Annotated in this window: 22 protein-coding genes; 14 read left to right on the top strand and 8 right to left on the bottom strand. The window is 62.1% G+C overall.

Going from position 1 to position 25,235, the window contains the following annotated elements; genetic code table 11:
* Window positions 1–9 precede the first annotated feature (9 nt).
* From O4H53_RS03670 to O4H53_RS03610, 13 genes are all read left to right on the top strand, one after another.
* Window positions 10–1,206 carry an acetyl-CoA C-acyltransferase gene (locus O4H53_RS03670; protein WP_269361496.1) on the top strand — a complete coding sequence of 399 codons (1,197 nt, stop codon included), beginning with the start codon at window positions 10–12 and terminating at the stop codon, window positions 1,204–1,206.
* A 76-nt stretch (window positions 1,207–1,282) separates the two neighbouring features.
* Entirely contained in the window at window positions 1,283–2,275 is a 993-nt protein-coding gene (locus O4H53_RS03665; RefSeq protein WP_269361494.1) for an NAD(P)H-dependent flavin oxidoreductase, read from the top strand.
* Between the two features lie 72 nt (window positions 2,276–2,347).
* A complete protein-coding gene (locus O4H53_RS03660; RefSeq protein ID WP_269361492.1) occupies window positions 2,348–2,998 on the top strand; it encodes a histidine phosphatase family protein in 651 nt (216 codons plus the stop codon).
* Between the two features lie 10 nt (window positions 2,999–3,008).
* Window positions 3,009–4,037, top strand: a complete 1,029-nt coding sequence (locus tag O4H53_RS03655; RefSeq protein WP_269361491.1) for a phosphotransferase family protein — start codon at window positions 3,009–3,011, stop codon at window positions 4,035–4,037.
* Window positions 4,038–4,045: 8 nt separating this feature from the next.
* A complete protein-coding gene (locus tag O4H53_RS03650; protein ID WP_269361490.1) occupies window positions 4,046–4,837 on the top strand; it encodes an IclR family transcriptional regulator in 792 nt (263 codons plus the stop codon).
* A 454-nt stretch (window positions 4,838–5,291) separates the two neighbouring features.
* Window positions 5,292–6,539, top strand: a complete 1,248-nt coding sequence (locus tag O4H53_RS03645) for a branched-chain amino acid ABC transporter substrate-binding protein (protein ID WP_269361488.1) — start codon at window positions 5,292–5,294, stop codon at window positions 6,537–6,539.
* A gap of 88 nt (window positions 6,540–6,627) precedes the next feature.
* Window positions 6,628–7,584 carry a branched-chain amino acid ABC transporter permease gene (locus tag O4H53_RS03640; protein ID WP_269361487.1) on the top strand — a complete coding sequence of 319 codons (957 nt, stop codon included), beginning with the start codon at window positions 6,628–6,630 and terminating at the stop codon, window positions 7,582–7,584.
* The gene (locus O4H53_RS03635; protein ID WP_269361486.1) at window positions 7,581–8,876 is read left to right on the top strand and encodes a branched-chain amino acid ABC transporter permease; all 1,296 of its coding nucleotides are present in this window, start codon (window positions 7,581–7,583) and stop codon (window positions 8,874–8,876) included. The genes O4H53_RS03640 and O4H53_RS03635 overlap by 4 nt, the downstream gene beginning before the upstream one ends.
* Window positions 8,873–9,634, top strand: coding sequence for an ABC transporter ATP-binding protein (locus tag O4H53_RS03630; RefSeq protein ID WP_269361485.1), 762 nt, complete (start codon window positions 8,873–8,875; stop codon window positions 9,632–9,634). The genes O4H53_RS03635 and O4H53_RS03630 overlap by 4 nt, the downstream gene beginning before the upstream one ends.
* Window positions 9,631–10,335: an ABC transporter ATP-binding protein gene (locus tag O4H53_RS03625; RefSeq protein ID WP_331284217.1), complete on the top strand. Its 705-nt coding sequence runs from the start codon at window positions 9,631–9,633 to the stop codon at window positions 10,333–10,335. The genes O4H53_RS03630 and O4H53_RS03625 overlap by 4 nt, the downstream gene beginning before the upstream one ends.
* Window positions 10,336–10,338: 3 nt before the next feature.
* A complete protein-coding gene (locus O4H53_RS03620; protein ID WP_269361483.1) occupies window positions 10,339–11,544 on the top strand; it encodes a serine hydrolase domain-containing protein in 1,206 nt (401 codons plus the stop codon).
* Entirely contained in the window at window positions 11,541–13,496 is a 1,956-nt protein-coding gene (locus O4H53_RS03615; protein ID WP_269361481.1) for an acetoacetate--CoA ligase, read from the top strand. The genes O4H53_RS03620 and O4H53_RS03615 overlap by 4 nt, the downstream gene beginning before the upstream one ends.
* Window positions 13,497–13,508: 12 nt before the next feature.
* Window positions 13,509–14,378, top strand: a complete 870-nt coding sequence (locus O4H53_RS03610) for an acyl-CoA thioesterase (protein WP_269361479.1) — start codon at window positions 13,509–13,511, stop codon at window positions 14,376–14,378.
* Between the two features lie 18 nt (window positions 14,379–14,396).
* Here the strand turns inward: O4H53_RS03610 and O4H53_RS03605 are convergent, their stop codons facing one another.
* The 8 genes from O4H53_RS03605 to O4H53_RS03570 form a co-directional block, all read right to left on the bottom strand.
* Window positions 14,397–14,933, bottom strand: a complete 537-nt coding sequence (locus O4H53_RS03605; protein ID WP_269361477.1) for a gamma carbonic anhydrase family protein — start codon at window positions 14,931–14,933, stop codon at window positions 14,397–14,399.
* A 4-nt stretch (window positions 14,934–14,937) separates the two neighbouring features.
* The gene (locus O4H53_RS03600) at window positions 14,938–15,306 is read right to left on the bottom strand and encodes a VOC family protein (RefSeq protein WP_269361475.1); all 369 of its coding nucleotides are present in this window, start codon (window positions 15,304–15,306) and stop codon (window positions 14,938–14,940) included.
* 4 nt (window positions 15,307–15,310) lie between these two features.
* On the bottom strand, window positions 15,311–16,084 hold the full coding sequence (locus O4H53_RS03595; RefSeq protein ID WP_269361474.1) for an SDR family oxidoreductase: 774 nt from the start codon (window positions 16,082–16,084) through the stop codon (window positions 15,311–15,313).
* Between the two features lie 4 nt (window positions 16,085–16,088).
* Window positions 16,089–16,859: an SDR family NAD(P)-dependent oxidoreductase gene (locus tag O4H53_RS03590; RefSeq protein WP_269361473.1), complete on the bottom strand. Its 771-nt coding sequence runs from the start codon at window positions 16,857–16,859 to the stop codon at window positions 16,089–16,091.
* Window positions 16,856–18,169: an acyl-CoA dehydrogenase family protein gene (locus O4H53_RS03585; protein WP_269361471.1), complete on the bottom strand. Its 1,314-nt coding sequence runs from the start codon at window positions 18,167–18,169 to the stop codon at window positions 16,856–16,858. The genes O4H53_RS03590 and O4H53_RS03585 overlap by 4 nt, the downstream gene beginning before the upstream one ends.
* Window positions 18,170–18,252: 83 nt before the next feature.
* Complete coding sequence (locus O4H53_RS03580) at window positions 18,253–19,032, bottom strand: enoyl-CoA hydratase-related protein (protein ID WP_269361470.1); 780 nt, start codon at window positions 19,030–19,032, stop codon at window positions 18,253–18,255.
* On the bottom strand, window positions 19,029–20,321 hold the full coding sequence (locus tag O4H53_RS03575) for a 3-hydroxyacyl-CoA dehydrogenase (protein ID WP_269361468.1): 1,293 nt from the start codon (window positions 20,319–20,321) through the stop codon (window positions 19,029–19,031). Before O4H53_RS03575 ends, O4H53_RS03580 begins: the two co-directional genes overlap by 4 nt.
* Entirely contained in the window at window positions 20,318–22,090 is a 1,773-nt protein-coding gene (locus O4H53_RS03570) for a class I adenylate-forming enzyme family protein (RefSeq protein WP_269361466.1), read from the bottom strand. Before O4H53_RS03570 ends, O4H53_RS03575 begins: the two co-directional genes overlap by 4 nt.
* 267 nt (window positions 22,091–22,357) lie before the next feature.
* Between O4H53_RS03570 and O4H53_RS03565 the strand changes: the two genes are divergently transcribed.
* Window positions 22,358–25,234, top strand: a complete 2,877-nt coding sequence (locus O4H53_RS03565) for a monovalent cation/H+ antiporter subunit A (protein WP_269361464.1) — start codon at window positions 22,358–22,360, stop codon at window positions 25,232–25,234.
* Window position 25,235: the final 1 nt, after the last annotated feature.

Here is a 25,235-nt window from a genome sequence, read left to right as displayed (position 1 = left end):
AGATTACCCATGCGCGACGCAGTCATCGTATCCACAGCCCGCACCCCGATCGGCAAGGCCTATCGCGGGGCGTTCAACAACACCACGCCGCAGGCGCTGGCGGCCCATGCCATCGAACATGCGGTCAAGCGTGCCGGGGTGGACCCTGCCGAGATTCAGGACTGCATCATCGGTGCGGCCCTGCAGCAAGGCCATTCGGCGGGCAATATCGCGCGTCAGGCGGCGATCCGGGCGGGCCTGCCGGTGACAGTTGCAGGCATGTCGCTGGACCGCCAATGCGCCTCCGGCATGATGGCGATTGCCACGGCGGCCAAGCAGGTGGTGATGGACGGCATGGACGTGGTTGTCGGCGGCGGGGTGGAAAGCATCTCGATGGTGCAGACCCCGGAAATGCGGGTCAAGGCGGACGGCTGGCTGAAAGAGCACAAGCCGGAAATCTACATGTCGATGCTGGAGACGGCGGAAACCGTGGCCGAACGCTATAACGTCAGCCGCGAGCGTCAGGACGAATATGCCGCGCGGTCGCAGGAGCTGACCCATCTGGCGCAGGAAGCGGGCAAGTTCGACGATGAGATCGTGCCGCTGCCCAGCAAGATGATGGTGCAGAACAAGGAAACCAAGGAGATCACCGAACATGAGGTGACGCTTGAGAAGGACGAGGGCAACCGCCCCGGCACCACGGCGGAAAGCCTTGCGGGGCTCCAGCCGGTACACAAGAACGGCATCCACATCGCGGAAGGCAAATACATCACCGCCGGGAACGCCTCGCAATTGTCTGATGGCGCTTCTGCCACCGTGGTGATGGAGGCGAAGAAGGCCGAGCAGATGGGCCTGCAGCCGCTGGGCCGCTATGTCGGCGTGATGGCGGCGGGCTGCGAGCCCGACGAGATGGGCATCGGCCCGATCTATGCCGTGCCGCCGCTGCTCAAGGCGCATGGGCTGACGATGGATGACATCGGCCTGTGGGAGCTGAACGAAGCCTTCGCGGTGCAGGTGATCCAGTCGCGCGATGTGCTGGGGATTCCGGATGAACTGCTGAACGTGAACGGCGGCGCGATCTCCATCGGGCATCCCTATGGCATGTCGGGCGCCCGCATGGTCGGCCATGCGCTGATCGAGGGCAAGCGCCGCGGTGCCAAATATGTGGTCTGCACCATGTGTGTCGGCGGCGGCATGGGGGCTGCGGGCCTGTTCGAGGTTCTGTAACCCCTTGCGCTTTGCCAACAAGAGGGGCGGGTTCACCCGCCCCCTGACCGTCAACATGACCCTGACAGGAGCCACGATGCCCCGCGACGATTCCCATCTGCCCAAGGCACTGCAAGGGTTGCGCTTGCCCATGATCGCCTCTCCCCTGTTCATCATTTCGGTGCCGAAACTGGTGATTGCGCAGTGCAAGGCGGGCATTGTCGGTGCCTTTCCCGCGCTGAATGCCCGCGAGGCGGAGGGCGAGCATCCGTTGCTCGACACCTGGCTGACCGAAATCCGCGAGGAGCTGGACCGTCACAACCAATCGAACCCCGATCACCCGGCAGCGCCCTATGCGGTGAACCAGATCGTGCATCGGTCGAACGGCAGGCTTGAGCGGGATCTGGAAATTTGCGCGAAACACGAGGTGCCGATCTGGATCACTTCGCTGGGCGCCCGGACAGAGGTGAACGAGGCCGCGCATTCCTGCGGCGGCATCGTGCTGCACGACATCATCAACAACACTTTCGCAAGGAAGGCGATTGAAAAGGGCGCGGATGGTCTGGTGGCTGTGGCTGCCGGGGCCGGGGGGCATGCGGGGCAGCAATCGCCCTTTGCCCTGATGCGTGAAATCCGCGAATGGTTCGACGGGCCGGTGGCGCTGTCGGGTGCCATCGCCACGGGCGAGGCGCTGCTTGCCGCCCGCGCGGCGGGGGCCGATCTGGGCTATACCGGTTCGCCCTTCATCGCCACGGACGAAGCCAACGCCGACGACGCCTACAAGCAGATGATCGTCTCGGGCGGGGCCGAGGATATTGTTTATTCCTCTTTGTTCACAGGGGTCTGGGGCAATTACCTCAAGGATTCGGTCCGCAATGCAGGGATGGATCCGGACAATCTGCCGACGGCGGATGCATCGTCGATGAACTTTGGTCAGGACCGTGAAAAGCCGAAAGCATGGAAAACCATCTGGGGCTCCGGGCAGGGCATTGGCGCGGTGAAATCGGTGGGCCCTGCGGGTCAAATCGTCGACCGGATGGCGCACGAATACCTCGCTGCGGGCCGGAAACTGGCGGCGGAGTTCTCGTGAAGGATATGCTTGATACGATAGGGGCCGGGAACGGATGTCCCGCGGATTTCCTGCCTCCTGCAGGGGAGCGCCATGGCTGAATTGCTTGTCATCCGCCATGGGCAGGCCTCCTTCGGGCAGGACAATTACGACGTGCTGTCCGACCTTGGCCAGCGGCAGGCGGCTGCCGTGGGCGCGGTGCTGCGTGACATGGATTGGGTGCCGGACCGTCTGATCACCGGCACGCTGACCCGGCAGAAGGACACGCTGTCGGCCATGGGGTTCACCGCCACCCCGGAGGAGCACGCCGGCTTCAACGAATACGATTTTCACGACCTGCTGCATGCGCGTTATCGCGGGAAGGTGCCGGAACTGGTCAAGGGGGACCGCAAGACCCATTTCCGGGCGCTGCGGGATACCATTTTCGAGTGGCAGGAGGATGCTTTTGACGGGGCGGCAGAGACCTGGGGTGAGTTCGCGGCACGGGTCGAGGCGGCCCGCGTCTTTGCCACCGATACGGATGCCCGGCGGGTGCTGGTGATCTCATCGGGGGGCGTCATCGGGCAATTGACGGCTGCATCGCTTGGCGCACCCATCGCCCAGATGATGAACCTGAACCTGCAGGTCAAGAATTCCTCCATCACGCGTTTCATGTTCTCGGGCAGCAGTTTTTCCCTGCATGAGTTCAACGCCACACCGCATTTTTCGCACGCTGCGGGTGCGGAACTGCTAAGTTACAGTTAAGGATCTGGTCATGAGCGCAGACACACAGACATTGGACGAAGCCGCCGTCAGCGCCTATCTGCGTGACAATCTTCCGGGCTTTGACGGGCTGACGGCTGTCACCAAATTCCAGGGCGGTCAGTCGAACCCGACCTTCCTGCTGGAAACCCCCAGCCGGAAATACGTGCTGCGGCGCAAGCCCCCGGGGGTCCTGTTGAAATCCGCCCATGCGGTCGACCGCGAGTTTCGCGTGCAGCGCGCGCTGGCGGACACCGATGTGCCGGTCGCGAAGATGCATCTGCTGTGCGAGGATGACGCGGTGATCGGCTCGGCCTTTTACATCATGGACCATGTGCCGGGGCGCAATTTCAACCAGCCCACGATGGACGGCGTGTCGGTGCAGGACCGGGGCCGGATCATCGACGAGATGAACCGCGTGCTGGCCGCCCTGCATGAGGTCGATATCGACGCCGTGGGGCTGAGCGACTTTGGACCGGTGGGCAATTACTTCGAACGCCAGGTGGGGCGGTGGAGCAAGCAGTACAAGGCCTCCGAGACCGAGGATATCCCGGCGATGAACCATCTGATGAAGGCGCTGGTGGCCGAATGCCCCGAAGACGATGGCCAGCGCAGGCTGGTGCACGGGGATTACCGGCTCGACAACATGATCTATGACGCGCAGACCACCGATTGCCGGGCGGTGCTGGATTGGGAGCTGTCCACCATTGGCCACCCCTTTGCCGATCTGGCGGCGGTCATCATGCAATGGCAGATGCCCGCGGGCGCCGAAGGGCGCGGTATGGGCGGGCTTGACCGGGCGGCGCTGGGCCTGCCCTCGGACGAAGAATTCATCGCGGCCTATTGCCAGCGGCGCGGTCTGAAAGGTATCGACCATTTCGGCTATTATCTGGCATTCAATTTTTTCCGGATGGCGGCGATCATCCAGGGCGTTCACAAGCGCGCGCTGGACGGCAATGCCTCAAACCCCGAGCGGGCCATGAAGCTGGGACAATATGTTCCCGTTTTTGCGCAGCACGGGGTGGATTCACTCAAGCGGTAAAGAGACTTATGGACGAATTTGGCACCGACCTCGGCGAAGGCAAAGACCGGAATTTCGTGACCGCACTGGCGCGCGGCCTGGATATCCTGCGCTGTTTCCGACCCAATGAGGTGACGCTGACAAATTCGGATTTTTCGGAGCGGACGGGCCTGCCCAAGGCCACGATCTCGCGTCTGACCCATACGCTCTGTGCGCTGGATTACCTTGTGGCCGATGCGCGGGTCGGAACCTACCGGCTGAGTTCCGGTGTGCTTCAGCTTGGGTTCAGCGCCTTGAATTCAATGGATATTTCTGCCCGGGCCGAGACGGAGATGCGCGCGCTTCGGGACGGGCCGAACAGCTATATCACCGTGGCGCTGGGCGAACAGCACCGGCTGGACGTGATTTACATCGCCACCCAGAATTCATTCGAAGGGGTCTCCCTGACAATGCGGATCGGGTCGCGCCTGCCGCTGTTCAGATCGGCCATCGGGCGGGCGATCCTGGTGGGCATGTCGGATGCCGAACGCGAACAGATCTTCCAGGTTGCAGCGCAACAGGGGCAGGATGTCGAAGATGAAGGGCGGGCGAATTACAAGGCCGGCCTGAGCGAGTACAAGGCCAAGGGGTTCTGCTCCAGCTACGGTGACTGGCGCAGCGATGTGAACGGCATCGCCGTGCCGGTGATGGGCACCGATGGCAAACGCGTCTACGGGCTGAACGTTGGCGGACCCTCGTTCGGGGTCAAGAAAAAGCAGCTTGAAACCGTCTATGCGCCCCGCCTGATCAAGGCGGCGGAGCTGATCAGCCTGCGCGGCTGAGAGCGCCGTCAGGCCGCAGAGAATCGCCTGAAAGTAAGCGGACATTTGTTTCGCACAGCGGAATGCGTAAAAGTCATAATATTTCGCGACGGTGAAAAAATCGTGATTTTCGATCCGATTTCTCACGTTTTCGCGAGAGAAAACGCGCAGTATTCACGGGTTAAAAAAACCGGGAAAATGCTTTTTTTACAGTCATTTCGCCCCTTCGGATCCATGCCTTTCCAAGCACCTGTTTCCATTTATTATTCAATTTCAGCGCCTTATCGGGAAATTCGTGCCGATGCGCAAAGTGAGGTCACTGCCCGAATGTGGGGCAGCGCCGGATTTTCGGATGAAGTGACGCTAGGTCGGATGCCATCACCAGCCTTGACTTTGGCCTCTGGTATGCAAGGCTCAGCCTGCGACCGGAAGCGTCCCAAGCGAACGCAAAACAGGTCGCCATAGGGAGGAATATATGAAAAATATCACCAAGCTGGGCGTGGTCTCGGCCCTGTCACTTATTGTGGGCGCCTCTGCGTCCTTTGCCGAAACAATCAAGATCGCCTTCATCGACCCGCTGAGCGGACCTTTCGCAAGCACCGGTACAAACGGGTTGCATCAGTTCGAATTCGCGGCCGACTATATGGTCAACCAGAAGGGCGGCGTTCTGGACGGCGACACGTTTGAAGTTGTCGGTTTCGACAACAAGATCAGCCCCAAGGAATCCCTGATCCAGCTGCAGGTCGCGATTGACCAGGGCATTCGCTATATCGTGCAGGGCAACAGCTCCGGCGTGGCGAACGCGCTGACCGAAGCGATCGAGAAGCACAACAAGCGCAACCCCGACAGCCGCGTTCTGTTCCTGAACTACGCTGCTGTTGACCCGGCGCTGACCAACGAGAAATGCAACTTCTGGCACTTCCGTTTCGACGCCAACGCGGACATCAAGATGGATGCGCTGACCGATGTGATCGTCGCGGACGAGAACATCAAGAAGGTCTATATCATTGGTCAGGACTATTCCTTCGGCAAGGCCGTGTCTGATGCGGCAAACAAGATGCTGGGCGAAAAACGTGCCGACATCGAAATTGTCGGCGACGAGCTGCACCCCATCGGCAAGGTCAAGGATTTCACCCCCTACGCGCGCAAGATCGTTGCATCCGGTGCGGATGCCGTGATTACCGGCAACTGGGGCGCTGACATGCTGGGTCTGGGCAAGGCGATCATCGACAACGGTTTCGAAGGACCGATCTATACCTATTATGCGGCAGGCTCCGGCATGACCGCGGCCTTCGGTGACAGCGGCAAGGGTCGTATTCGCCTGATTTCCCAGGGCAGCATCAACCCGATCGGCTCCGAGGAGGCGCGTGCCACCTATGAGGCGTTCGAAGCCAAATACCCGGATGGCAACATCGACCAGAGCCGGATCTTCAACGTGATCGGCATGCTGGCGACCGCCATCGAGGAAGCGGGTACAGCGGATGATGTCGTGGCCGTCGCTTCCAAGCTGGAAGGCATGGAGTATGACAGCATGTGGGGCGGTAAACTGTTCATGCGTCCGCAGGATCACCAGTTGATCCAGGACATGCATGTCGGCGTCCACACCGATGAGAACATCGACTTCGACTACGACCAGTCCGGTTTTGGCATTGTCAACGAGTCAACCATCGAGATGGCCTCCATGGACAGCCCGACCACCTGCGAGATGAAGCGCCCCGAATAAGGTGCTGCCGGTCCGTTCCCGGCGCTGCCGGGGACGGACCTTTTCATTCGCGTCACACGACCTTGCCATATCCTAGCCGGAGGGGCCAATGGACCTCATTCTCGTCAATATCATCGACGGGCTGGTAACCGGACTGCTGCTGTTCATGCTGTCTGCCGGTCTGACCCTGATTTTCTCAATGATGGGCGTTCTGAACTTTGCCCATGCCAGCTTTTATATGTTGGGGGCCTATTTCGCCTATCAGATCAGCATCGCGCTGGGATTCTGGATGGGCTTGCTGCTGGCGCCGCTGATTGTCGGCGTACTGGGCGCCGGGGTCGAACGATACGGGCTCAGGCGGGTGCACCAATATGGCCACGTGCCGGAGCTGATCTTTACCTTCGGCCTTGCCCTGCTGATCGAGGAACTGGTGCAGTTCATCTGGGGCAAGAACCAGATGCCCTATTTCGTGCCTGATGCGCTGAACTTCTCGGCCTTCGCCATCGCGGGCAACTCCATTCCCGCCTACAAGATTTTCATGATCTTCATCTCCATCGGGATCTTTATCGGGCTGCTTTACATCCTGACCCGGACGCGGGTGGGCATGATCATCCAGGCCGCGCTCAGCTATCCGCGCACGGTCGAGGCGCTGGGCCATAACGTGCCGCTGATCTTCATGGGGGTATTCGGTGTCGGCACGGCGCTGGCCGGTGTTGCCGGGGTCATCGCAGGGCCGGTGCTGGGCACCTTTCCGGGCATGGCCTTTGTGCTGGGGTCCATCGTCTTTGTGACCATCGTGATCGGGGGGCTTGGATCCCTGTGGGGCGCATTGGTTGCGTCGCTGCTGATCGGATGGATCACCACCTTCGCCAAATCCTACAACATCGAGATGGCCGATATCCTGAACGGCATCGGCATCGGCACACCCGAGAACCTGGACGAGAGCGTGTTTCGCGACTTCTGGACCATCACAAGCCCGCAGATCGCAGACATTCTGCCCTATATCCTGATGGTGCTGATCCTCATCTTCCGGCCTTCGGGACTTTTCGGAAAGCGTCACTCATGACCGATCAAATCACCACCGACCCGACCAAACCATCCGAGCGGATGCGCGCCGGTTCCATGACCCTGACCCTCGGTCCCTGGATCGTGGCGGCAGTGTTGCTGGCGGTGCTGCCGTTCATCTTCACCAACAACTCCTCGATCACCATCATGAACCAGATGTGGATCACGGTGATCTTTGCGCTGGCCTACAACATGCTGCTGGGACAGGGGGGCATGCTGTCTTTCGGACATGCGGTCTATGCCGGGGTCGGCGGGTTCGCCTGCATGCACATCATGAATGCCTCCGACTTCTTTGCGGCGCTGCCCTTGCCGGTGCTGCCGGTCTTTGGCGGGCTGTTCGGCATGGGGCTGGCGATGATTGTCGGCAGTTTCTCCACCCGCAGCGCGGGCACCGTATTCGCCATGATCTCGCTTGGCGTGGGCGAGCTGATCGCCGCCTGTTCGGTGATCATCGTCGCCTTCTTCGGTGGCGAGGAAGGCGTGTCGGGCGACCGGACCTATGCGCGGCCCTTCTTCGGCACCGAATTCCTGCAACAGATCGAGGTGTACTACCTGATTTCCGCCTGGGTCCTGATCGCGGCCGCACTGATGTACCTGTGGTCGCGTACCCCGGTGGGGCGGATGGCCAATGCCGTGCGCGACAATCCGGAACGGGCCGAGTTTCTGGGCTATTCGGCGCGCTGGGTTCGGTTCTACAGCTTTGTCGCCTCGGGGTTCTTTGCCGGGATCGCGGGCGGGCTCTTTGCCATCAACTATGAGATCCTGACCGAGGAAAACCTGAACACCACGTCTTCGGGCGTCATCCTGCTGGTGACCTTCCTGGGCGGCGTCGGTTTCTTCTTCGGGCCGATCATCGGGGCCATCGCCTTTACCCTGCTGCAGACCGTGCTCAGCCTGCAAACGGAGCTTTGGGCGTTTTATGCAGGCACGCTTTTTGTCGCCACGGTGATGTTCTTTCCGGGCGGTCTTGCCGGGCTGATGATGATGCATGTGCCGGTGTTCAAACTGGGCAAGGCAAGGTTGCTGATATGGCCCTACCTCAAGACCCTGCTGCCGGCCCTGATTGGCATACTTGGTCTGTCAGCGCTGGTGGAAATGGTATTCCATGTGCGCCACGCGGCCTATGGGGACGATGAGATGACGCTGTTCTGGACCACGTTCAACAGCCACGACATCCTGCCCTGGGTGATTGCCCTCGGGGTGACGGCCATTGCCCTTGGCATCACCCGCGCCAATGTGCCTGCGCTGCGGGATGCCTGGAACGAAGCAAATACGGCAGGAGGCAGCGCATGAGCACCCCGGCACTTGAACTGAGCGGCCTCAAGAAGAGCTTTGGCAAGGCAGAGATCATTCGTGGCATCGACCTGTCCATCGGCAAATCGGAACGCCATGCGGTCATCGGGCCGAACGGGGCGGGGAAATCCACGCTGTTCAACCTGATCACCGCGCGTTTCCAGCCCACGGCAGGCACCGTGAAACTGCACGGGGAGGACCTGATCGGTCTGGAACCCTACCAGATCAACCGCAAGGGGCTGTCGCGGTCGTTCCAGATCACCAATATCTTTCCCAAGATGACGGTTTTCGAGAACGTGCGCTGTGCCCTGCTTTGGTCGCAGGGGTACAGGTACAGCTTCTGGAACCTGGTGAACCGCAGCCGTGACCTGACCGAAGGGGCAGAGGCGATCCTGGAGCAGATCAACCTGACAGAGCGGCGCAACCTGCCTGCCGGTACGCTTTCCTATGCCGAACAGCGTGCGCTTGAGATCGGGATCACCATTGCCGGTGGTGCGGATGTGATCATGCTGGATGAACCCACCGCCGGGATGAGCCATTCGGAAACCGATTACATCACCGACCTGATCATGAAGGTGACCGAGGGCAAGACCCTGATCATGGTGGAACATGACATGGGTGTCGTATTCGGCCTCGCGGACCGCATTTCGGTGCTGGTCTACGGCGAAATCATCGCGACAGGCAAACCCGAAGAGGTGCGCGGCGATCCCAAGGTGCAGGAAGCCTATCTTGGCGCGGCATTGGAGGCAGAACACTGATGATCGAAGTCACCGACATGCATGCCTATTATGGCAAGTCCCACATCCTTCAGGGCGTGTCCCTGAACGTGCAGGAGGGCGAGATCGTGGCCCTTCTGGGCCGCAACGGCGTGGGCCGGTCCACCACCTGCAAGGCCATCATGGGCGAGGTCGAACCGAAGGGTTCGGTCAAGTTCAGAGGCAAGGAGATTGCGGGCAAGAAGGCCTATGAAATCGCCAACATGGGCATCGGCTATGTGCCCGAGAACCGCGACATTTTCCCCGGTCTGACCACGCGGCAGAACCTGACGCTGGGTCTGAAGCCGGGGCAGAAGGACGGTGCCGGGCGCTGGTCCATGCAGGCGATGTTCGAGATGTTCGAGAACCTCGATCGCCGTGCCGATGTCGAGGCTTCTGTGTTGTCGGGGGGCGAGCAGCAGATGCTGACCATGTGCCGCACGCTGATGGGGGACCCGGATTTCGTCATGATCGATGAACCGACAGAGGGGCTTTCACCGCAGATGGTGCAAAAAGTCGCTGAAGTGCTCAAGGCGATTGCGGAAAAGGGCATTTCGACCCTGCTGGTGGAGCAGAAACTGTCCATTGCCATGGACATTGCGCATCGTGTTTATGTGATGGGGCACGGGCAGGTGGTGTTCGAAGGGACACCGGCCGAGTTGAAAGCCCGCGAAGACGTGCGCAAGGAATGGCTAGAGGTCTGAGACATGGGCGGATTTGATGCCGGGCGGCTGGACCGGATCGCGGGCTGGATGCAGTCCTATGTGGATCAACGCCGCCTTGCCGGATGCGCTGCCCTGATCGTGCAGGGCGGGCAGGAGGTATGTTATCATCAGGCCGGCCACCGCGATGTCGAATCCCGGCGCCCCTGGGAACGCGATACCGTGGCGCGCATCTATTCCATGACCAAACCGGTCACCAGCCTTGCCCTGATGACGCTGGTCGAAGAAGGCCTGTTTCACCTCGACGCACCGGTGTCGGACTTCATTCCCGCTTTCTCTGACATGACCTGCCTCGTGCCGGGTGCCACCGCTGCCGATCAGGTCGAACCCTGCGCGCCGCCGACATTGCACCAGTTGCTGACTCATACCTCCGGGCTGAGCTATGCGTTCAATCCGGGGGTGCTGGGCGGGCTGATGGGTGAGCACAAGGTGGAATTCCGCCCCAATCAGTCGGGGCTTGCCCCGATGTGTGACATGCTGGCGGAATTGCCCCTGGCCTTTCAGCCCGGCAGCCGCTGGGAATATTCGGTGGGCATTGACGTGATCGGCAGGGTGATCGAAGTGGTCACCGGCCAGACCCTGGAAGAGGTTTTTGTCGAGCGTATCTTTGACCCGCTGGGCATGGATGAAACCCGGTTTTCCGTGCCTGCCGCCGCCCGCGACCGCTTTGCCGCCTGCTACACCCCGATGGCGGAGGGGGGCTTTACCGTGGGCAAGATCGAAAAGGGCGGCGATACCCTGCGCCTGATCGACGGCGCGGACAAATCCCCGTTTCTGGAGGCCACATTGCTGTCGGGCGGTGGTGGCCTTGTCGGGACCATCGACGATTATCTGAAGTTCACCGAAATGCTGCGCACCGGCGGGGCCGGGATCATCGGGCCGAAGACGCTCGACTTCATGATGCGCAACCATCTGCCGGGGGAAATCGCCTCCATGGGGCCGCAAAGCTTTGCCGAACAGCCGATGGAAGGCATGGGGTTCGGCATCGGCGGGGCCGTCTTGCTGAATCCGGGCCGCGCCCGTGCGCCGGGGTCGGTGGGCGATTTCAGCTGGGGTGGCATGGCCTCGACCTTTTTCTGGATCGACCCGGTCTTTGACCTCTCGGTGATCTTTTTCACCCAGCTGATCCCCAGCAGCGCCTATCCCGCACGCGCACAGCTCAAGGCGCTGGTGCATGGGGCGCTGACATGACGGCACCGGTGCTCTGGGCACCTTCGGCTGAACGCCGGGAGGCCTCCACCATGGCCGCGTTTGAGCGCTGGCTGGCCGATCACCGTGGCCTGAGTTTCGACGATTACAACGCCATGTGGCGGTGGAGCATCGAGGACCTGGAAGGGTTCTGGTCGGCGATCTGGGACTTCTTTGACGTGCGGGCCAGTGTTCGGCCGGAAAAGCTGCTGGTCAAACGTCAGATGCCGGGGGCCGAATGGGGCACCGGCGGGCGACTGAACTATGTCGACCAGATCATGAAACACGTGGAAGGGCGCGAGGACCAGCTTGCGCTGATCGTGCAATCGGAGACCTTTGGCCGGAGCGAGATGACCTGGGGCGCATTGCGGGCCCAGGTGGCAAGCGTTGCCGCGCGGCTGCGCGGCATGGGGGTGGGCACCGGTGACCGGGTTGTCGCGATCCTGCCCAACACCGACACGGCGCTGGTGGCTTTTCTGGCAACGGCCAGCATCGGGGCAATCTGGTCGCTCTGCGCACCGGACATGGGGCATGTCGCCATCCTTGACCGCTTCAAACAGATCGAACCCAAGGTGCTGATCGCGCAGGACGGCTATGTGCACGCGGGCAAGACCATCGACCGGCGCGCCATTCTGGCCGAGATCGCGGCGGGCCTGCCCAGCGTTACCCAATGCGTGACCGTACCGGTGGTGGGCGCGCTGCCGCCGGGCCATGTCGCCTGGGCCAGCCTGACGCGGGACGACATGCCGTACCTGTCGGAACAGGTGGATTTCGAACATCCGCTCTGGATCGTTTATTCGTCGGGCACCACGGGCAATCCCAAACCCATCGTGCATGGCCATGGCGGCATCATCCTTGAGGCGGCCAAGCAGTCGCTGCACCATGACCTGACAGCTGCGGACAGGTTCTGCTGGATGACCTCTTCGGGCTGGATCATGTGGAATTCGCAATGGATGGCACTGGGGCAGGGGGCGACCGTCGCCATGTTCGACAGTGCGCCGAACCATCCTGACATGGGCGTTGTCTGGCGTTTTGTGGCGGCGGAGAAGATCACCTATTTCGGTGCCGGTGCCGCATTCTACAGCGGCTGCATGAAGGCGGGCGTGACCCCGCGCACCGATGTCGATCTGAGCGCGCTGCGTTCGCTCGGGTCCACCGGGTCGCCGTTGTCGTCGGATGCCTATGACTGGATCTACCGGGACGTGAAGGCGGATCAATGGCTTGCGCCGATCTCGGGCGGGACCGACCTTGCCGGGGCCTTTGTGCTGGGCCATCCCGGCATGGCGGTGCGCGCGGGCGAAATGCAATGCCGTGCCCTGGGCAATGCGGTGCATGCCTATGACGCCCATGGCAATGCGCTGGTGGACGAGGTGGGCGAGCTGGTCTGTAAAGAGCCCTTGCCCTCCATGCCGCTGTATTTCTGGGGGGACGAGGACGGCAGCCGCCTGTTCGACAGTTATTTTGCCGATTACCCCGGCATCTGGCGCCATGGCGACTGGATTTCGATCAATGCCGAAGGGGCCAGTGTGATCTATGGGCGGTCCGACGCCACGATCAACCGCAAGGGATTGCGGCTGGGCTCTGCCGAGATCTACCAGGCGGTCGAGGGGCTGGACAGCGTGATGGATTCGCTGGTGGTCGATCTTGAATTCCTGGGCCGCGAAAGCTTCATGCCGCTTTTCGTGGTGCCCGCACCGGGCGTTGCACTGGATGATACCCTGAAGGATCAGATCAACGCCGCGATCCGCAGTGGCGTGTCAGCCCGTTTTATCCCGAATGAAATCATAGAGATAAAGGAAGTGCCGCGCACCTTGTCGGGCAAGAAGCTTGAGGTTCCGGTCAAAAAGTTATTGTTGGGGGGCGATGCTGCCAGGGTCGTGAACCGCGATTCCATGGCCAACCCGGACAGCTTTGATTTCTTTATCGCCTATGCCGAGGCACGGGCCCTGACCTGAGAAAGCCCTCACATGACCGCCGTCGCTGAAGAATTGCTCGAACTGCTGGACATCGAACAGCTTGAAGTGGACCTGTTCAGGGGCATCGGGTCGGGTGGGGAGACAACGACGCGTATCTTTGGTGGCCATGTGATCGCCCAGGCGCTGATGGCGGCCTACCGCACGGTAGAAGACCGGCTGTGCCATTCGCTTCATGCCTATTTCATCCGGCCGGGCGATCCGGCGATCCCGGTGATCTACCAGGTTGACCGCGCCCGCGACGGCGGCAGTTTCACCACCCGGCGGGTGGTTGCGATCCAGCATGGCAAGCAGATCTTCAACCTGTCGGCCTCCTTCCATATCGCGGAAGAGGGGTGGGAATACCAACACCCCATGCCCGACGCGCAACCGCCGGAGAACTGGCCCGACCGTCCCGCCCTGCGCGAGGCCAATGTGGCGCGCATCCCGGAGAAATACCGCGAAGATTTCCTGCGTGAGCGCCCCATCGAGATCCGCGAGATCGAGCCGCGTGACCTGTTCTCACCCGGCCCTGCGGATGACCGCAACCAATTGTGGTTCCGCATGGAGGCGGCCAAGGGGCAGGGGCCGCAGATGCAGCATTGCCTGCTGGCCTATGCCTCGGACATGAACCTCTTGGGGTCATCGCTGCGGCCCCACGGGCTGACCTGGTTCCAGGGCAAGGTGATGACCGCCAGCCTGGACCACGCCATGTGGTTCCACGCGCCGATCGAATTCTCGGACTGGCATCTTTACGACCTCGACGCCCCCTGGACGGGCGGCGGACGCGGGTTCAACCGGGGGCTGATCTACAACCAGAACGGCCAGCTGGCTGCATCGGTGACGCAAGAAGGGTTGATGCGGCCGCTGAAGGGGCGCGGGTAGGGCCGCAGCCCGGTCTCATCAGGGCTGAAGTTGGCGCAGATTGTCTTCCGTCAGGCGGTCGATCCCTTGCGCATAGTTCAGTGCATTCATGTGGTAGAAGCGCGCATTTGCCAGGTTGGCCGGGCCGTTGTCACGCGTTTTGACCAACCTCGCCGGACTGCCGGCGATGATCGAATTTTCCGGAAACTCTGATCCTTCGGTCACGATGGAATGGCCTGCGACAATGGAATTGCTGCCGATCTTTGCACCATCCATGATCGTCGCGCCGATCCCGATCAGGACACGGTCGCCGATTTCGCAGCCGTGCAGAACCACGCGGTGGGTGATTGAGCAATCCTCCCCGACAATGGTCGGCGTGGCATAGCCCACGTGGATCATCACATGGTCCTGAATATTCGTGCGCGCGCCGATGATGATCTCATGCATCTCGGCACGGGTGACGACATAGGGCCAGACAGAGCTGCCGGGCCCCAGCGTCACCTTGCCGAAAAGCAGTGCGCTGTCGTGGACGAAAGCAGGGTCATTCAGCGTGACCTGAGGGCCGATGTGGGCCATGTGCTCACCCAAACACAAAGAAACACAGCTTGTTGCCGTCCGGGTCGCGCACATAGGCGCCATAGAACCGGTCGGGGATGCGCTGGCCCGGTGCGCCCTCGTCCGGTGCGTCCAGTGCCAGGGCACGGGCGTACATCGCGTCCACCTCTGCCTTGTCGGTGCAGGTGAAGGCGATCATCGTGCCGTTGCCGGGGTTGGGCGCGTTGCCATCGTAGGGTTCGCACATGGCCAGCATCGGCTGGCCGCGTCCCGAGGACAGAAAGGCGATGCGCCCCTGATCCATCACCACCTTGGCCTTGCCCTCGAACAAGGCGCCGTAGAATGTCTTGGCGCGGGTCATGTCCGCCACGCCGATGGTTGCATATCCGATCATTGGCTTACTCCTCGAACCCGCCGAAACGGCGGTTCAGCTTGCGCATGCCCCCGATCCAGCGGTCATAGTTTTCGGTCTTCTTGCGCATGTAGCCCAGCACCTCGGGGTGTGGCAGGACCAGGAATGTCTCGTCCCGGATCGTCTGCACACAGGCTTCGGCCACGGGGGCGGGTTCCATCATGCCGTCGATGGCCGCCACGTGGTCCTCGTGACCGCGCGTCATCTCGGTGCGCACGGCCTGGGGGCAGAGCACGCTGACCTTTATCCCCTGGTCGCCATAGGTCAGCGCCAGCCATTCGGCCAGGCCGACCGCCGCGTGTTTGGTCACGCCGTAGGGGGCCGAGCCGACCTGGTTCAGCAGACCGGCGGCGGAGGCGGTGTTCAGGAAATATCCGCCGCCGCGTTCGGCCATCTTCGGCACCAGATGGCGCGCGGCCCAGACATGGGACATCACGTTGATTTCCCAGATGCGCTGCCATGCGTCATCCTCCACCTCGACACCACCGGCCACGGATATGCCCGCGTTGGAGCAGAACAGGTCAATCGGGCCCACCTCGGCCTCGACCTTGTCGATCATGCCGGTGATCTGATCCTTGACCGATACATCCACCATATGGGCGGTGCCGCCCATCATTGCGGCGGTTTCTTCCGCGCCTTTCAGGTCGCGGTCCACGCAGGCGATGTGTTTCGCGCCCTCCTCGGCATAGCGGATGCACATGGCGCGTCCGATGCCGCTGGCGGCACCGGTGACGACGATGATCTTGTCCTTCAGTTCCATGGCGTCACGTCCACATGTTGGAGCCGCCGCAGACGGTCAGCGCCTGACCTGTCATATAGCGGCTGGCATCCGAGGCGAGGAAGACGGCGAGACCCGCGAAATCCTCCGGCTCGCCCAGGCGGCGCAGGGGGATTTCCTCCTTGATGCGCTTTTCCACCTCGGGATTATCCCACAGCTCGCGCGCGAACTCGGTCTTCACCAGTCCCGGACAGATCGCGTTGAAGCGCAGGCCCTTCGGGCCGAACTCCGCCGCGAGGTTGCGGCACAGCCCGATCAGCGCCAGCTTGGACATGCCATAGGTGCCCAGCATGACCGAGGGTTTGAAGGCCCCGATGGAGGAGGTAAAGGCCATAGACCCCGAGCCTTTCTCGATCATGTCGGGGGCCACCATCTGCGCCAGCCAGAGATTGGATTTGACGTTGGCGTTCATGGTCTTGTCGTAGGCGTCGTCGGGGATTTCCGATGTCTTGCCATAATAGGGGTTCACGCCCGCATTGCCGATCACCACGTCGATCTTGCCCGCTTTTTCATGGGTCTGATCGACCAGCGCCTGCAGCTGGTCCTTGTAGCCGACGTTGCAGGCGATGCCAAAGGCCTTGCCCTTGCCGAGGGCATTGATGCCCTCGGCTGCCGCGTCAAGCTGATCCTGCTTGCGTGCGGAAATGACAACTGTGGCACCATGTTCGGCCAGCGCTGTCGCCATCGCCAGGCCCATGCCTTTTGAGGCACCGGTCAGCAGCGCCACTTTTCCGGTCAGGTCGAAAAGTTTGCTCATCCCATGAACCCCGCGCTGCCCCGGTTTTCGGTGTGTTGCTTGGCGGCGTCCTGGCGCGCGTTGCTTTCCTTGTAGGTATTGACCTCGTGGCGCGCGATGACGTGGTGATGCACCTCATCGGGGCCGTCGGCATAGCGCAGGGTGCGCTGCTGGGCGTACATGCCCGACAGCGGCGACCATTGGGAAATACCTGTCGCACCATGCACCTGCATCGCCTGATCAATGATGTCGCAGACCTGCTCGGGCACCTTGGCTTTGATCATCGACACCCAGATGCGGGCCTCCTTGTTGCCCAGCACGTCCATCGCCTTGGCGGCCTTGAGCACCAGCAGGCGCATGGATTCAATCTCGATCTTGGCGCGGCTGATGGTTTCCATATTCTTGCCCAGGTCGATGATCCGCTTGCCGAAGGCTTCGCGCGACAGGCCGCGTTCGATCATCAGGTCCAGCGCCTTTTCCGCCTGTCCGATGGAGCGCATGCAGTGGTGGATGCGGCCGGGTCCAAGGCGGACCTGGCTGATCTCGAAACCGCGGCCCTCACCCCAGAGTATGTTGCTTTCGGGGACGCGGACATCGGTGAACTTGATGTGCATATGCCCATGCGGCGCGTCGTCGTGACCAAAGACATGCATCGGCCCGAGGATTTCGACCCCAGGCGTGTCCATCGGCACGAGGATTTGCGACTGCTGACGGAAGGGTTCCGCATCCGGAGAGGTCTTGACCATCACGATCATGATCTTGCAGCGCGGATCGCCTGCGCCGGAGATATAGTATTTCTCGCCGTTCATCACCCATTCGCCGTTTTCCAGCACGGCGGACATGGCGATGTTCTTGGCGTCGGAAGACGCGCGGTCCGGTTCCGTCATCGCGAAGGCCGAACGGATTTCACCGGCCAGCAGGGGCTTGAGCCACTTTTCCTTCTGCTCTTTCGTGCCGACCCGTTCCAGCACTTCCATATTGCCCGTATCGGGGGCCGAACAGTTCAGCGTCTGCGAGGCGAGGGGGTTCTTGCCCAGTTCCGCCGCGATATAGGCGTAGTCGAGGTTCGAAAGCCCCTCGCCGGTTTCCGCGTTGGGCAGAAAGAAGTTCCACAGGCCCGCGTCACGGGCTTTTTGCTTGGCCCCTTCCAGCAGTTCCAGCTGGCGCGGGTGATAGGACCAGCGGTCCTTTTGCGCGTCGCCGAGCCGGTGGTATTCTTCGCTGATCGGGTCCACGTTTTCGCGGATGTGCTTGATCACCGCGTTCAGCAGGGGCTTGTTGCCCTCTGACATCTCAAGGTTGTTCAACTCCGGTGGGTTCATATCGCTCATCTTTTGTGCCTCCCTGGGCATTGTTCCAGTTGTGTTTTTCCGGTTCCCGAAGAACCCAATGTCTCAGCCCCTCTCGGGGGCCGTCATTTGTTGACCCAATTGGGTTTGCGTTTCTCGACAAAGGCGTTGACGCCTTCCTTGAAATCCTCGGTCCGGGCCAGGTCCATCTGGACTTCGCGGGAATAGGCCAGGCTTTCGGGCAGACCGTCGGCGACGGCCATGGAATTCAGGATGCGCTTTGTCGCCTTCACGGAAGAGGGCGAGACGCTGCACAGCTCTTCGGCCTTTGCCATGGCGCGGTCCATCAGATCGGCGGCGGGCAGCACTTCGTTCACGCAGCCCATGCGCAATGCCTCCTCGGCGCCGATGGTGCGGCCCGTCAGCATCAGCTCCTGCGCTGCCAGCCGCCCGATGTAGCGCGACAGGCGCTGCACGCCGGAGGCGGAGGCGAAAAAGCCGACCTTGACCTCGGGCAGCGCGAATTTCGCGTTTTCCGAGGCGAGGATGATGTCGCAGGACAGCGCGGTTTCGAAGCCGCCGCCCATGGCAAAGCCGTTCACGGCGGCGATCAGCGGTTTCTCCAGATCAAAGCGCGAGGACAGCCCGGCGAAACCGGTCTTGGGCAGGCCCTTCTTGATTCCGCCCTGCTGCGTCGCCTTCAGGTCGTTCCCGGCAGAGAACGCCTTGTCCCCCGCGCCGGTCAGCACGGCGACCCAGAGATCCTGATTGGCGGCGAAGGCATCCCAGCAATCGCTCATCTCGTGGTGCATGTCCTCATTCACCGCGTTGTAGACATCGGGGCGGTTCATGGTGACGACCAGGATGTGTCCCCTGGTCTCGGTCTGGATGTATTCGTAGCTCATGTTTTCAGCCCTCCGGTGTCGATCTGCGTGAATTTGCCGCCCGTCTCCGCCAGTTTGCGCAGGGTGTCGGCGGGGGCGAAGTCGGGGTCTTCCGCGCCCAGTTTCTCCATCCGGTCCAGCACCGCCTGCGCACCGACCATGTCGCCATAGAACATCGGGCCACCCTTGTCGGCGGGCCAGCCGTAGCCGTTGAGCCAGACCACATCGACGTCGCTGGGGCGCTGGGCCTTGTTCTCTTCAAGAATTTTCACCGCCTCGTTGATCATCGGGTAGATGCAGATCTCGATGATCTTCTCCGCGCTCATGCTGCGCGGCTCGGCCCCGGTGATGTCGCGGATGATCCCGGCGGTAACATCCGAAGGGATCGGGCGGCGGTTTTCGTCGTAATCGTAAAAGCCCGCCTGGGTCTTTTGCCCGCGCCGGTCCATTTCGCACAGCGCATCGCGGATCGGGTTCTCGGTCTTGGCCCCCTTGGACCAGCCGATGTCGAGGCCCGCAAGGTCGCTCATCTGGAAGGGGCCCATCTTGAACCCGAACCGGTTGAGTGCCGCGTCCACGTCCCAGGGCATGACGCCCTGATAGACCAGTTTGTTGGCCTGTTTCTGGCGCGCAAAGAGGATGCGGTTGCCTACAAAGCCGGGGCAGACGCCGACCAGCGTTGCGATCTTGTTGATGTCCCTGGCCAATGCCATGCAGGTGGCAACCACATCGTCAGCGGTATGGTGGGCGCGCACGATCTCCAGCAGTTTCATCACATTGGCGGGCGAAAAGAAATGCAGCCCGATCACATCCTCGGGCCGCTTCGTCATGCCCGCGATCTCGTCGATGTTCAGCGCCGAGGTGTTGGTGGCCAGGATCGCGCCGGGTTTCATCACGCGGTCCAGTTCGGTGAAGATCTTGCGCTTCAGCTCCATGTCCTCGAACACCGCTTCGATCACCAGGTCACAGTCGGCCAGATCGGCAATCGACAAACGACCGTCAAAACGGTCCATCCGGGTCTCGACCTCGTCCTGCGGGAAACGCCCCTTGTCGGCGCTGCGCTGGTAGTTGCCGCGCACCACCTTAAGGCCCCGGTCCAGCGCCTCCTGCGTGGTTTCCACGATCTTCACCGGGTAGCCTGCGGTGGCAAAGTTCATCGCGATGCCGCCGCCCATGGTGCCGGCACCGATGATGCCCACGGTCTTGACCGGGCGGTGCGCGATGCCGTCGGGCAGGCCGGGAACCTCCCATGCGGCCTTGCCGGCCGCCGCGATGTATTGGCCGATCTCTTCTTCTGTCGGATGGGTCATGCAGTCTCTTCCATTTGTTGCAAACAGGCCGCGCGCAGCGCGCGGCGGTCAATCTTGTCGGTGGCGCCACGGGTCAGGGGGCCGTCCTGGCACCACAGCAGGGCGGGGATCTTGAAGCTGGCCAGATGCCCCTCAAGCGCGCGTGCCATGCTCTCACGATCAAGCGTTGCGCCAGGGCGCAGTTGCACGATGGCACCCACGATTTCGCCCAGCCGCTCATCGGGTACGGAGAAGGCACAGGCTTCGGCCACCTGGGGCAGCCGATGCAGCGCGCCTTCCACGTCGAGACAGGCGATGTTCTCGCCGCCGCGAATGATGATGTTCTTCTTGCGGTCGAGGATGGTGACATAGCCGTCCGCGTCGATCACTCCCAGGTCGCCCGTGCGCAGCCAGCCGTCCTGCATCGTCTGGGCGGTGGCGTCGGGCATGTTGAGGTAGCAGCGCATGTTGGCCGGGCTCTTGACCGTGATCTCGCCCAATGTCCCCGGCGGCACATCGTTGCCCGCATCATCGAGAAAGCGCAGTTCCTGCACCGGCGGGTGCAGCTTGCCCGCGCAGTCGGGGCGCGCCTTGTAATCGTCGCCGATCATGCCGATGCCAAGCGCCTGGGTCTCTGTCATGCCCCAGCCGGTGGCGACGCCCGCATTGGGAAAGGTCTCGGCGATGGCGGCAACCTGCGCGGCGGGGCGTTTCGCACCGCCTGCGCCGATGTAATCGAGCGAGGGCAGGGTTTCCCCCATCTTGCGGGCCGCTTCCATCAGTTCGGCGGATTGGGTCGGTACGCCCAGGAAGCGGGTCACATTGCCATCGCGGATCAGGCGCACGGCCTCTTCCGGGTCCCAGCGGTACATCAGCGTGACCTTGGCCCCGGCAGGCATCGACAGCAGAAAGATCGGATGCGTTGCGGTGACGTGAAACAGCGGGGTGACCACCAGCACCGAAGGGCGGGGCGCTTCGGGTGCATCCGGTTCCGGCGGGGTGACCAGCGGAGCCAGAACCGACTGCATCAGCCAGCTGAACACCGCGTTCACCGCGCCGCGATGGGTCTGGACCACGCCCTTGGGGTGCCCGGTGGTGCCGGAGGAATACATCACTGCAAAGTCATCGTCGGTGTCGATCGTGACCGCGGGGGCCGCGTCGCCGGTGGCGGCATCGTAGAGCGCAGTATAATCGTGGTCGCCCAGGCCTGTGCCGTCGCGGCAGCCGATCAGCCTGAGGTCCAGCGCGTCTTTCAGCGGGGCCAACCGTTCGATCCTGGGACGGTCGGCAAAGACGATCCGCGCGCCGCTGTCACGCAGGGCATAGTCCAGCTCTTCCGTGGTCCACCAGGCGTTGAGGAACACCACCGTCGCCCCCAGCGAGGAGATTGCCATGATCGCGGTCAGAAGTTCAGGGTAGTTGCGCATGGCGATGGCGATGCGGTCGCCCTGGCGCACCCCCAGATCGTCACGCAGCGCATGGGCGACGCGGTGCGCATGGGTGCAGAACTGGTCGTAGGTCAGGCTTTCTCCCTCGTATGCGAGATAATCCAGCGTGCCATCACCCTGCTTGGCACGGCTGGCGGCCATCAGGGCCGGGACGGTGGGGGGGACGTTCTTGAACGCCTTGTAGGTAACACCGCGTATGTTCACCTCTTCCACGGCGAAGGTGGGTTCGGTGGCGAGCACATGGCGCACGGCCTCTTCCGGTGTCATGGCGGTCATCTTCATGCGCGCCCGTGCTGCGCGGCTGGTCTGTGGTATCGCATGGTCGGTCCTCCCCCGGAGCATCTGCAGCGCCACCTCCTCCACAGGGTGGCGCGACTCTCTTGCCGGAGGCTAGACAGTAAATGCGGCGCTGCCAATCCCGCAGGTCGGAACTTCGTTTCGCAAATGCGAACTTCCCTTGCGTCACATTTCCCGGACCGGGGGCCAGGACGGGCGATTGCAGCGACAGAAGTCACGAATTTGCAATAAAATTTCCCGGTTCGCCTTGAGAAACCTGAAAATTTCCCCCAACAATGGAGGACTGCACAGGTTGACAGATCAGGAGTTCGCGTGTCCCTCTTTCTTATCGTTGCCCTGCCCTTTCTGGGTGCTTTGTTGCCCGGAATAATGAATTCGGCGGGGCGCTCTGCCTGTGCTGGCGTGACATTCACCGTGACCCTTGCCGCCCTTGTGGGGCTTTTGACCAATTTGCCCGCTGTGCTGGCGGGCGATGTCGTCACCGCCGGGGTGGACTGGCTGCCCATGCTGGGCATGAATTTCAACCTGATGCTGGATGGTCTGGGTTTCTTCTTTGCCGCGCTGATCCTGGGGATCGGGCTGCTGATCATCACCTACGGGCGGTTCTACCTGTCGCGTGACGACAATATGGGCGAGTTTTTCACCTATCTGCTGCTGTTCCAGGGCGCGATGGTGGGCATTGTGATGTCCGACAACATCTTGCTTTTGCTGGTCTTCTGGGAGCTGACATCGCTGTCGTCCTTCCTGCTGATCGGCTATTGGAAGCATCTGCCCGAGGGCCGCGAAGGCGCGCGGATGGCGCTGACCGTGACCGGCATGGGCGGGCTGGCGATGATCGGGGGGATGCTGATCCTGGGCCAGATCGTAGGCAGCTATGACCTGAGCGTGATCCTGCAGAACCGTGAGATCATTCAGGACAGCCCGCTTTATCTGCCGGCGCTGATCCTGATCCTGCTGGGCTGTTTCACAAAATCGGCGCAGTTCCCGTTCCATTTCTGGCTGCCCCATGCCATGGCGGCACCGACGCCGGTCAGCGCCTATCTGCACTCCGCCACGATGGTGAAGGCAGGCATATTCCTGATGGCGCGGATGTGGCCGGTGCTGTCGGGCACGCCGGAATGGTTCGTGATCGTGACCTCTGCAGGCCTGATCACAATGGTGCTGGGCGCGGTGATCGCGCTGTTCAAGCATGATCTCAAGGCGCTGCTGGCCTTTTCCACGGTCAGCCACCTTGGGCTGATCACCATGTTGCTGGGCACCGGCACCGCCTTTGGCGCGATGGCGGCGGTGTTTCACATTCTCAACCACGCGACCTTCAAGGCCGCCTTGTTCATGTCTGCCGGGATCATCGACCACGAAACCCATACGCGTGACATCCGCAAGCTGGGGGGCTTGCGCCATCTGATGCCGATCACCTTTGTGATGGCCACGCTGGCCGCGCTGTCGATGGCCGGTATTCCCTATCTGAACGGCTTCCTCAGCAAGGAAATGATGCTTGAGGAAGCCTCGCATACTGTTCTGTTCAACACCGGCTGGCTGGTGCCCGCACTTGCGGTGATCGGTTCGCTGTTTTCCGCCGCCTATTGCTTCCGCCTGATTTCGCATACCTTCCTGGGGGCCAAGCGAGACGATTATCCGGCGCATCCGCATGATCCGCCCTTCGGCATGTGGGCGCCGCCCGCATTGCTGGTGGTGTTGGTGGTCGTGATCGGGGTGGCGCCCTTCCTGGTGCAGGACTTCGTCTTTCTCGTGGCGCGCGCGGTGATCGGCGGGGTGGCCCCGCTGGATGTGCATTACATCAAGATCTGGCATGGCCTGACGCCCGCCCTTTACATGTCGATTGCGGCCGTGGGTGGCGGGTTGCTGGTGCTGGCGTCATTCCGCCCGCTGCTGCGGGTCTGGGATGCGGCACCACGCCCAGAGGCCAAGGTGATCTTTGAAGCCGTGATCGCAGGGGCCGTGGCGCTGGCGCGCTGGGTGATCCACGGTCTGCACAACGGCGCTTTCACCCGTTATGCGGCGATCATGGCCGTGACGGTGGTGGCGCTGGGCTATCATGGCTGGCGGACGGGCACGGTGGGGCCCGCGACGCGCAGCATGCAGACCGCCGGAGCAATCGAGATTGCCGGCTGGGCGATGTTGGTGGCGGCAACACTGGGGCTGGTGTTCCTGCACCGAAACCGCCTGTTGTCGCTGATCCTGATTGCCATCGTCGGGCTGATGGTCTCGGTCGGTTTTGTCGTCTTCAGCGCGCCGGACCTGGCGATGACCCAGCTTACCGTCGAGGTGGTGACGATCATCCTGCTGCTGCTGGCGCTGAACTTCCTGCCGAACCGGACCCCCATCGAAAGCACCGTGCTGCGCCGGATGCGCGATGTGGCGGTGGCGCTGGGCGGCGGGATCACGGCGGCGCTGATGTCCTGGCATTTCCTGCTGCGCGATACCGTGGCGCCGTCGATCTCGGAATTTCATCTGGCCAATTCCTACAAGGGCGGCGGCGGCACCAATGTGGTGAACGTGATCCTGGTGGACTTCCGGGGGTTTGATACCTTTGGCGAGATCATCGTGCTGGGAATCGCGGCGCTGCTGATATATGCCCTGACCGAAACGCTGCTGGACGGCCCGGTGCGGGCGCGGCTGCTGAACCGCAAGCCGGACCAGCCGCGCGCGGGGGACATGCATCCGATGATGATGGTGGTGCTGACCCGCGTGATCATGCCGGTGGTGCTGATGGTGGGTTTCTACATCTTCCTGCGGGGCCACAACGAACCCGGCGGCGGGTTCATTGCCGGGCTGGTCGTCTCCATCGCCGTGGTGATGCAGTATATGGCCAGCGGCTTCAGCTGGGCCGCTGCGCGGCAACGCTACCCCTATCACGGGATCATCGGTGCAGGTGTGCTGGTGGCCGGGCTGACCGGCATCGGGTCGTGGTTCGTGGGCAAACCCTTCCTGACCTCGGATTTCACCTATGTCCGGATCCCGCCTTTCTACAAGTTCGAGCTGGCCACGGCGGCGCTGTTCGACCTGGGCGTGTTTCTGGCAGTGGTCGGCGCAGTGATGCTGTCGCTTGAGAGTTTCTCGCGGCTGGCGCGGCGCGCCCATGTGCCGGATACGGAACATGCGATGGACATCGATCCCTCGCGCGATCCGGCCGATCCTGCCAATCCCAAGCTGGAAGGGGGGCTGTAAG

The organism is Sulfitobacter sp. G21635-S1 (assembly GCF_027213915.1).
Lineage (GTDB): Bacteria > Pseudomonadota > Alphaproteobacteria > Rhodobacterales > Rhodobacteraceae > Sulfitobacter.
This window is presented reverse-complemented; position numbering and strand designations above follow the sequence as displayed.

Coding starts and splice junctions, on each gene's coding strand:
- O4H53_RS03670 (WP_269361496.1), top strand. CDS start 10: ATGCGCGACGCAGTCATCGTATCCACAGCCCGCACCCCGATCGGCAAG.
- O4H53_RS03665 (WP_269361494.1), top strand. CDS start 1,283: ATGCCCCGCGACGATTCCCATCTGCCCAAGGCACTGCAAGGGTTGCGC.
- O4H53_RS03660 (WP_269361492.1), top strand. CDS start 2,348: ATGGCTGAATTGCTTGTCATCCGCCATGGGCAGGCCTCCTTCGGGCAG.
- O4H53_RS03655 (WP_269361491.1), top strand. CDS start 3,009: ATGAGCGCAGACACACAGACATTGGACGAAGCCGCCGTCAGCGCCTAT.
- O4H53_RS03650 (WP_269361490.1), top strand. CDS start 4,046: ATGGACGAATTTGGCACCGACCTCGGCGAAGGCAAAGACCGGAATTTC.
- O4H53_RS03645 (WP_269361488.1), top strand. CDS start 5,292: ATGAAAAATATCACCAAGCTGGGCGTGGTCTCGGCCCTGTCACTTATT.
- O4H53_RS03640 (WP_269361487.1), top strand. CDS start 6,628: ATGGACCTCATTCTCGTCAATATCATCGACGGGCTGGTAACCGGACTG.
- O4H53_RS03635 (WP_269361486.1), top strand. CDS start 7,581: ATGACCGATCAAATCACCACCGACCCGACCAAACCATCCGAGCGGATG.
- O4H53_RS03630 (WP_269361485.1), top strand. CDS start 8,873: ATGAGCACCCCGGCACTTGAACTGAGCGGCCTCAAGAAGAGCTTTGGC.
- O4H53_RS03620 (WP_269361483.1), top strand. CDS start 10,339: ATGGGCGGATTTGATGCCGGGCGGCTGGACCGGATCGCGGGCTGGATG.
- O4H53_RS03615 (WP_269361481.1), top strand. CDS start 11,541: ATGACGGCACCGGTGCTCTGGGCACCTTCGGCTGAACGCCGGGAGGCC.
- O4H53_RS03610 (WP_269361479.1), top strand. CDS start 13,509: ATGACCGCCGTCGCTGAAGAATTGCTCGAACTGCTGGACATCGAACAG.
- O4H53_RS03605 (WP_269361477.1), bottom strand. CDS start 14,933: ATGGCCCACATCGGCCCTCAGGTCACGCTGAATGACCCTGCTTTCGTC.
- O4H53_RS03600 (WP_269361475.1), bottom strand. CDS start 15,306: ATGATCGGATATGCAACCATCGGCGTGGCGGACATGACCCGCGCCAAG.
- O4H53_RS03595 (WP_269361474.1), bottom strand. CDS start 16,084: ATGGAACTGAAGGACAAGATCATCGTCGTCACCGGTGCCGCCAGCGGC.
- O4H53_RS03590 (WP_269361473.1), bottom strand. CDS start 16,859: ATGAGCAAACTTTTCGACCTGACCGGAAAAGTGGCGCTGCTGACCGGT.
- O4H53_RS03585 (WP_269361471.1), bottom strand. CDS start 18,169: ATGAGCGATATGAACCCACCGGAGTTGAACAACCTTGAGATGTCAGAG.
- O4H53_RS03580 (WP_269361470.1), bottom strand. CDS start 19,032: ATGAGCTACGAATACATCCAGACCGAGACCAGGGGACACATCCTGGTC.
- O4H53_RS03575 (WP_269361468.1), bottom strand. CDS start 20,321: ATGACCCATCCGACAGAAGAAGAGATCGGCCAATACATCGCGGCGGCC.
- O4H53_RS03570 (WP_269361466.1), bottom strand. CDS start 22,090: ATGCTCCGGGGGAGGACCGACCATGCGATACCACAGACCAGCCGCGCA.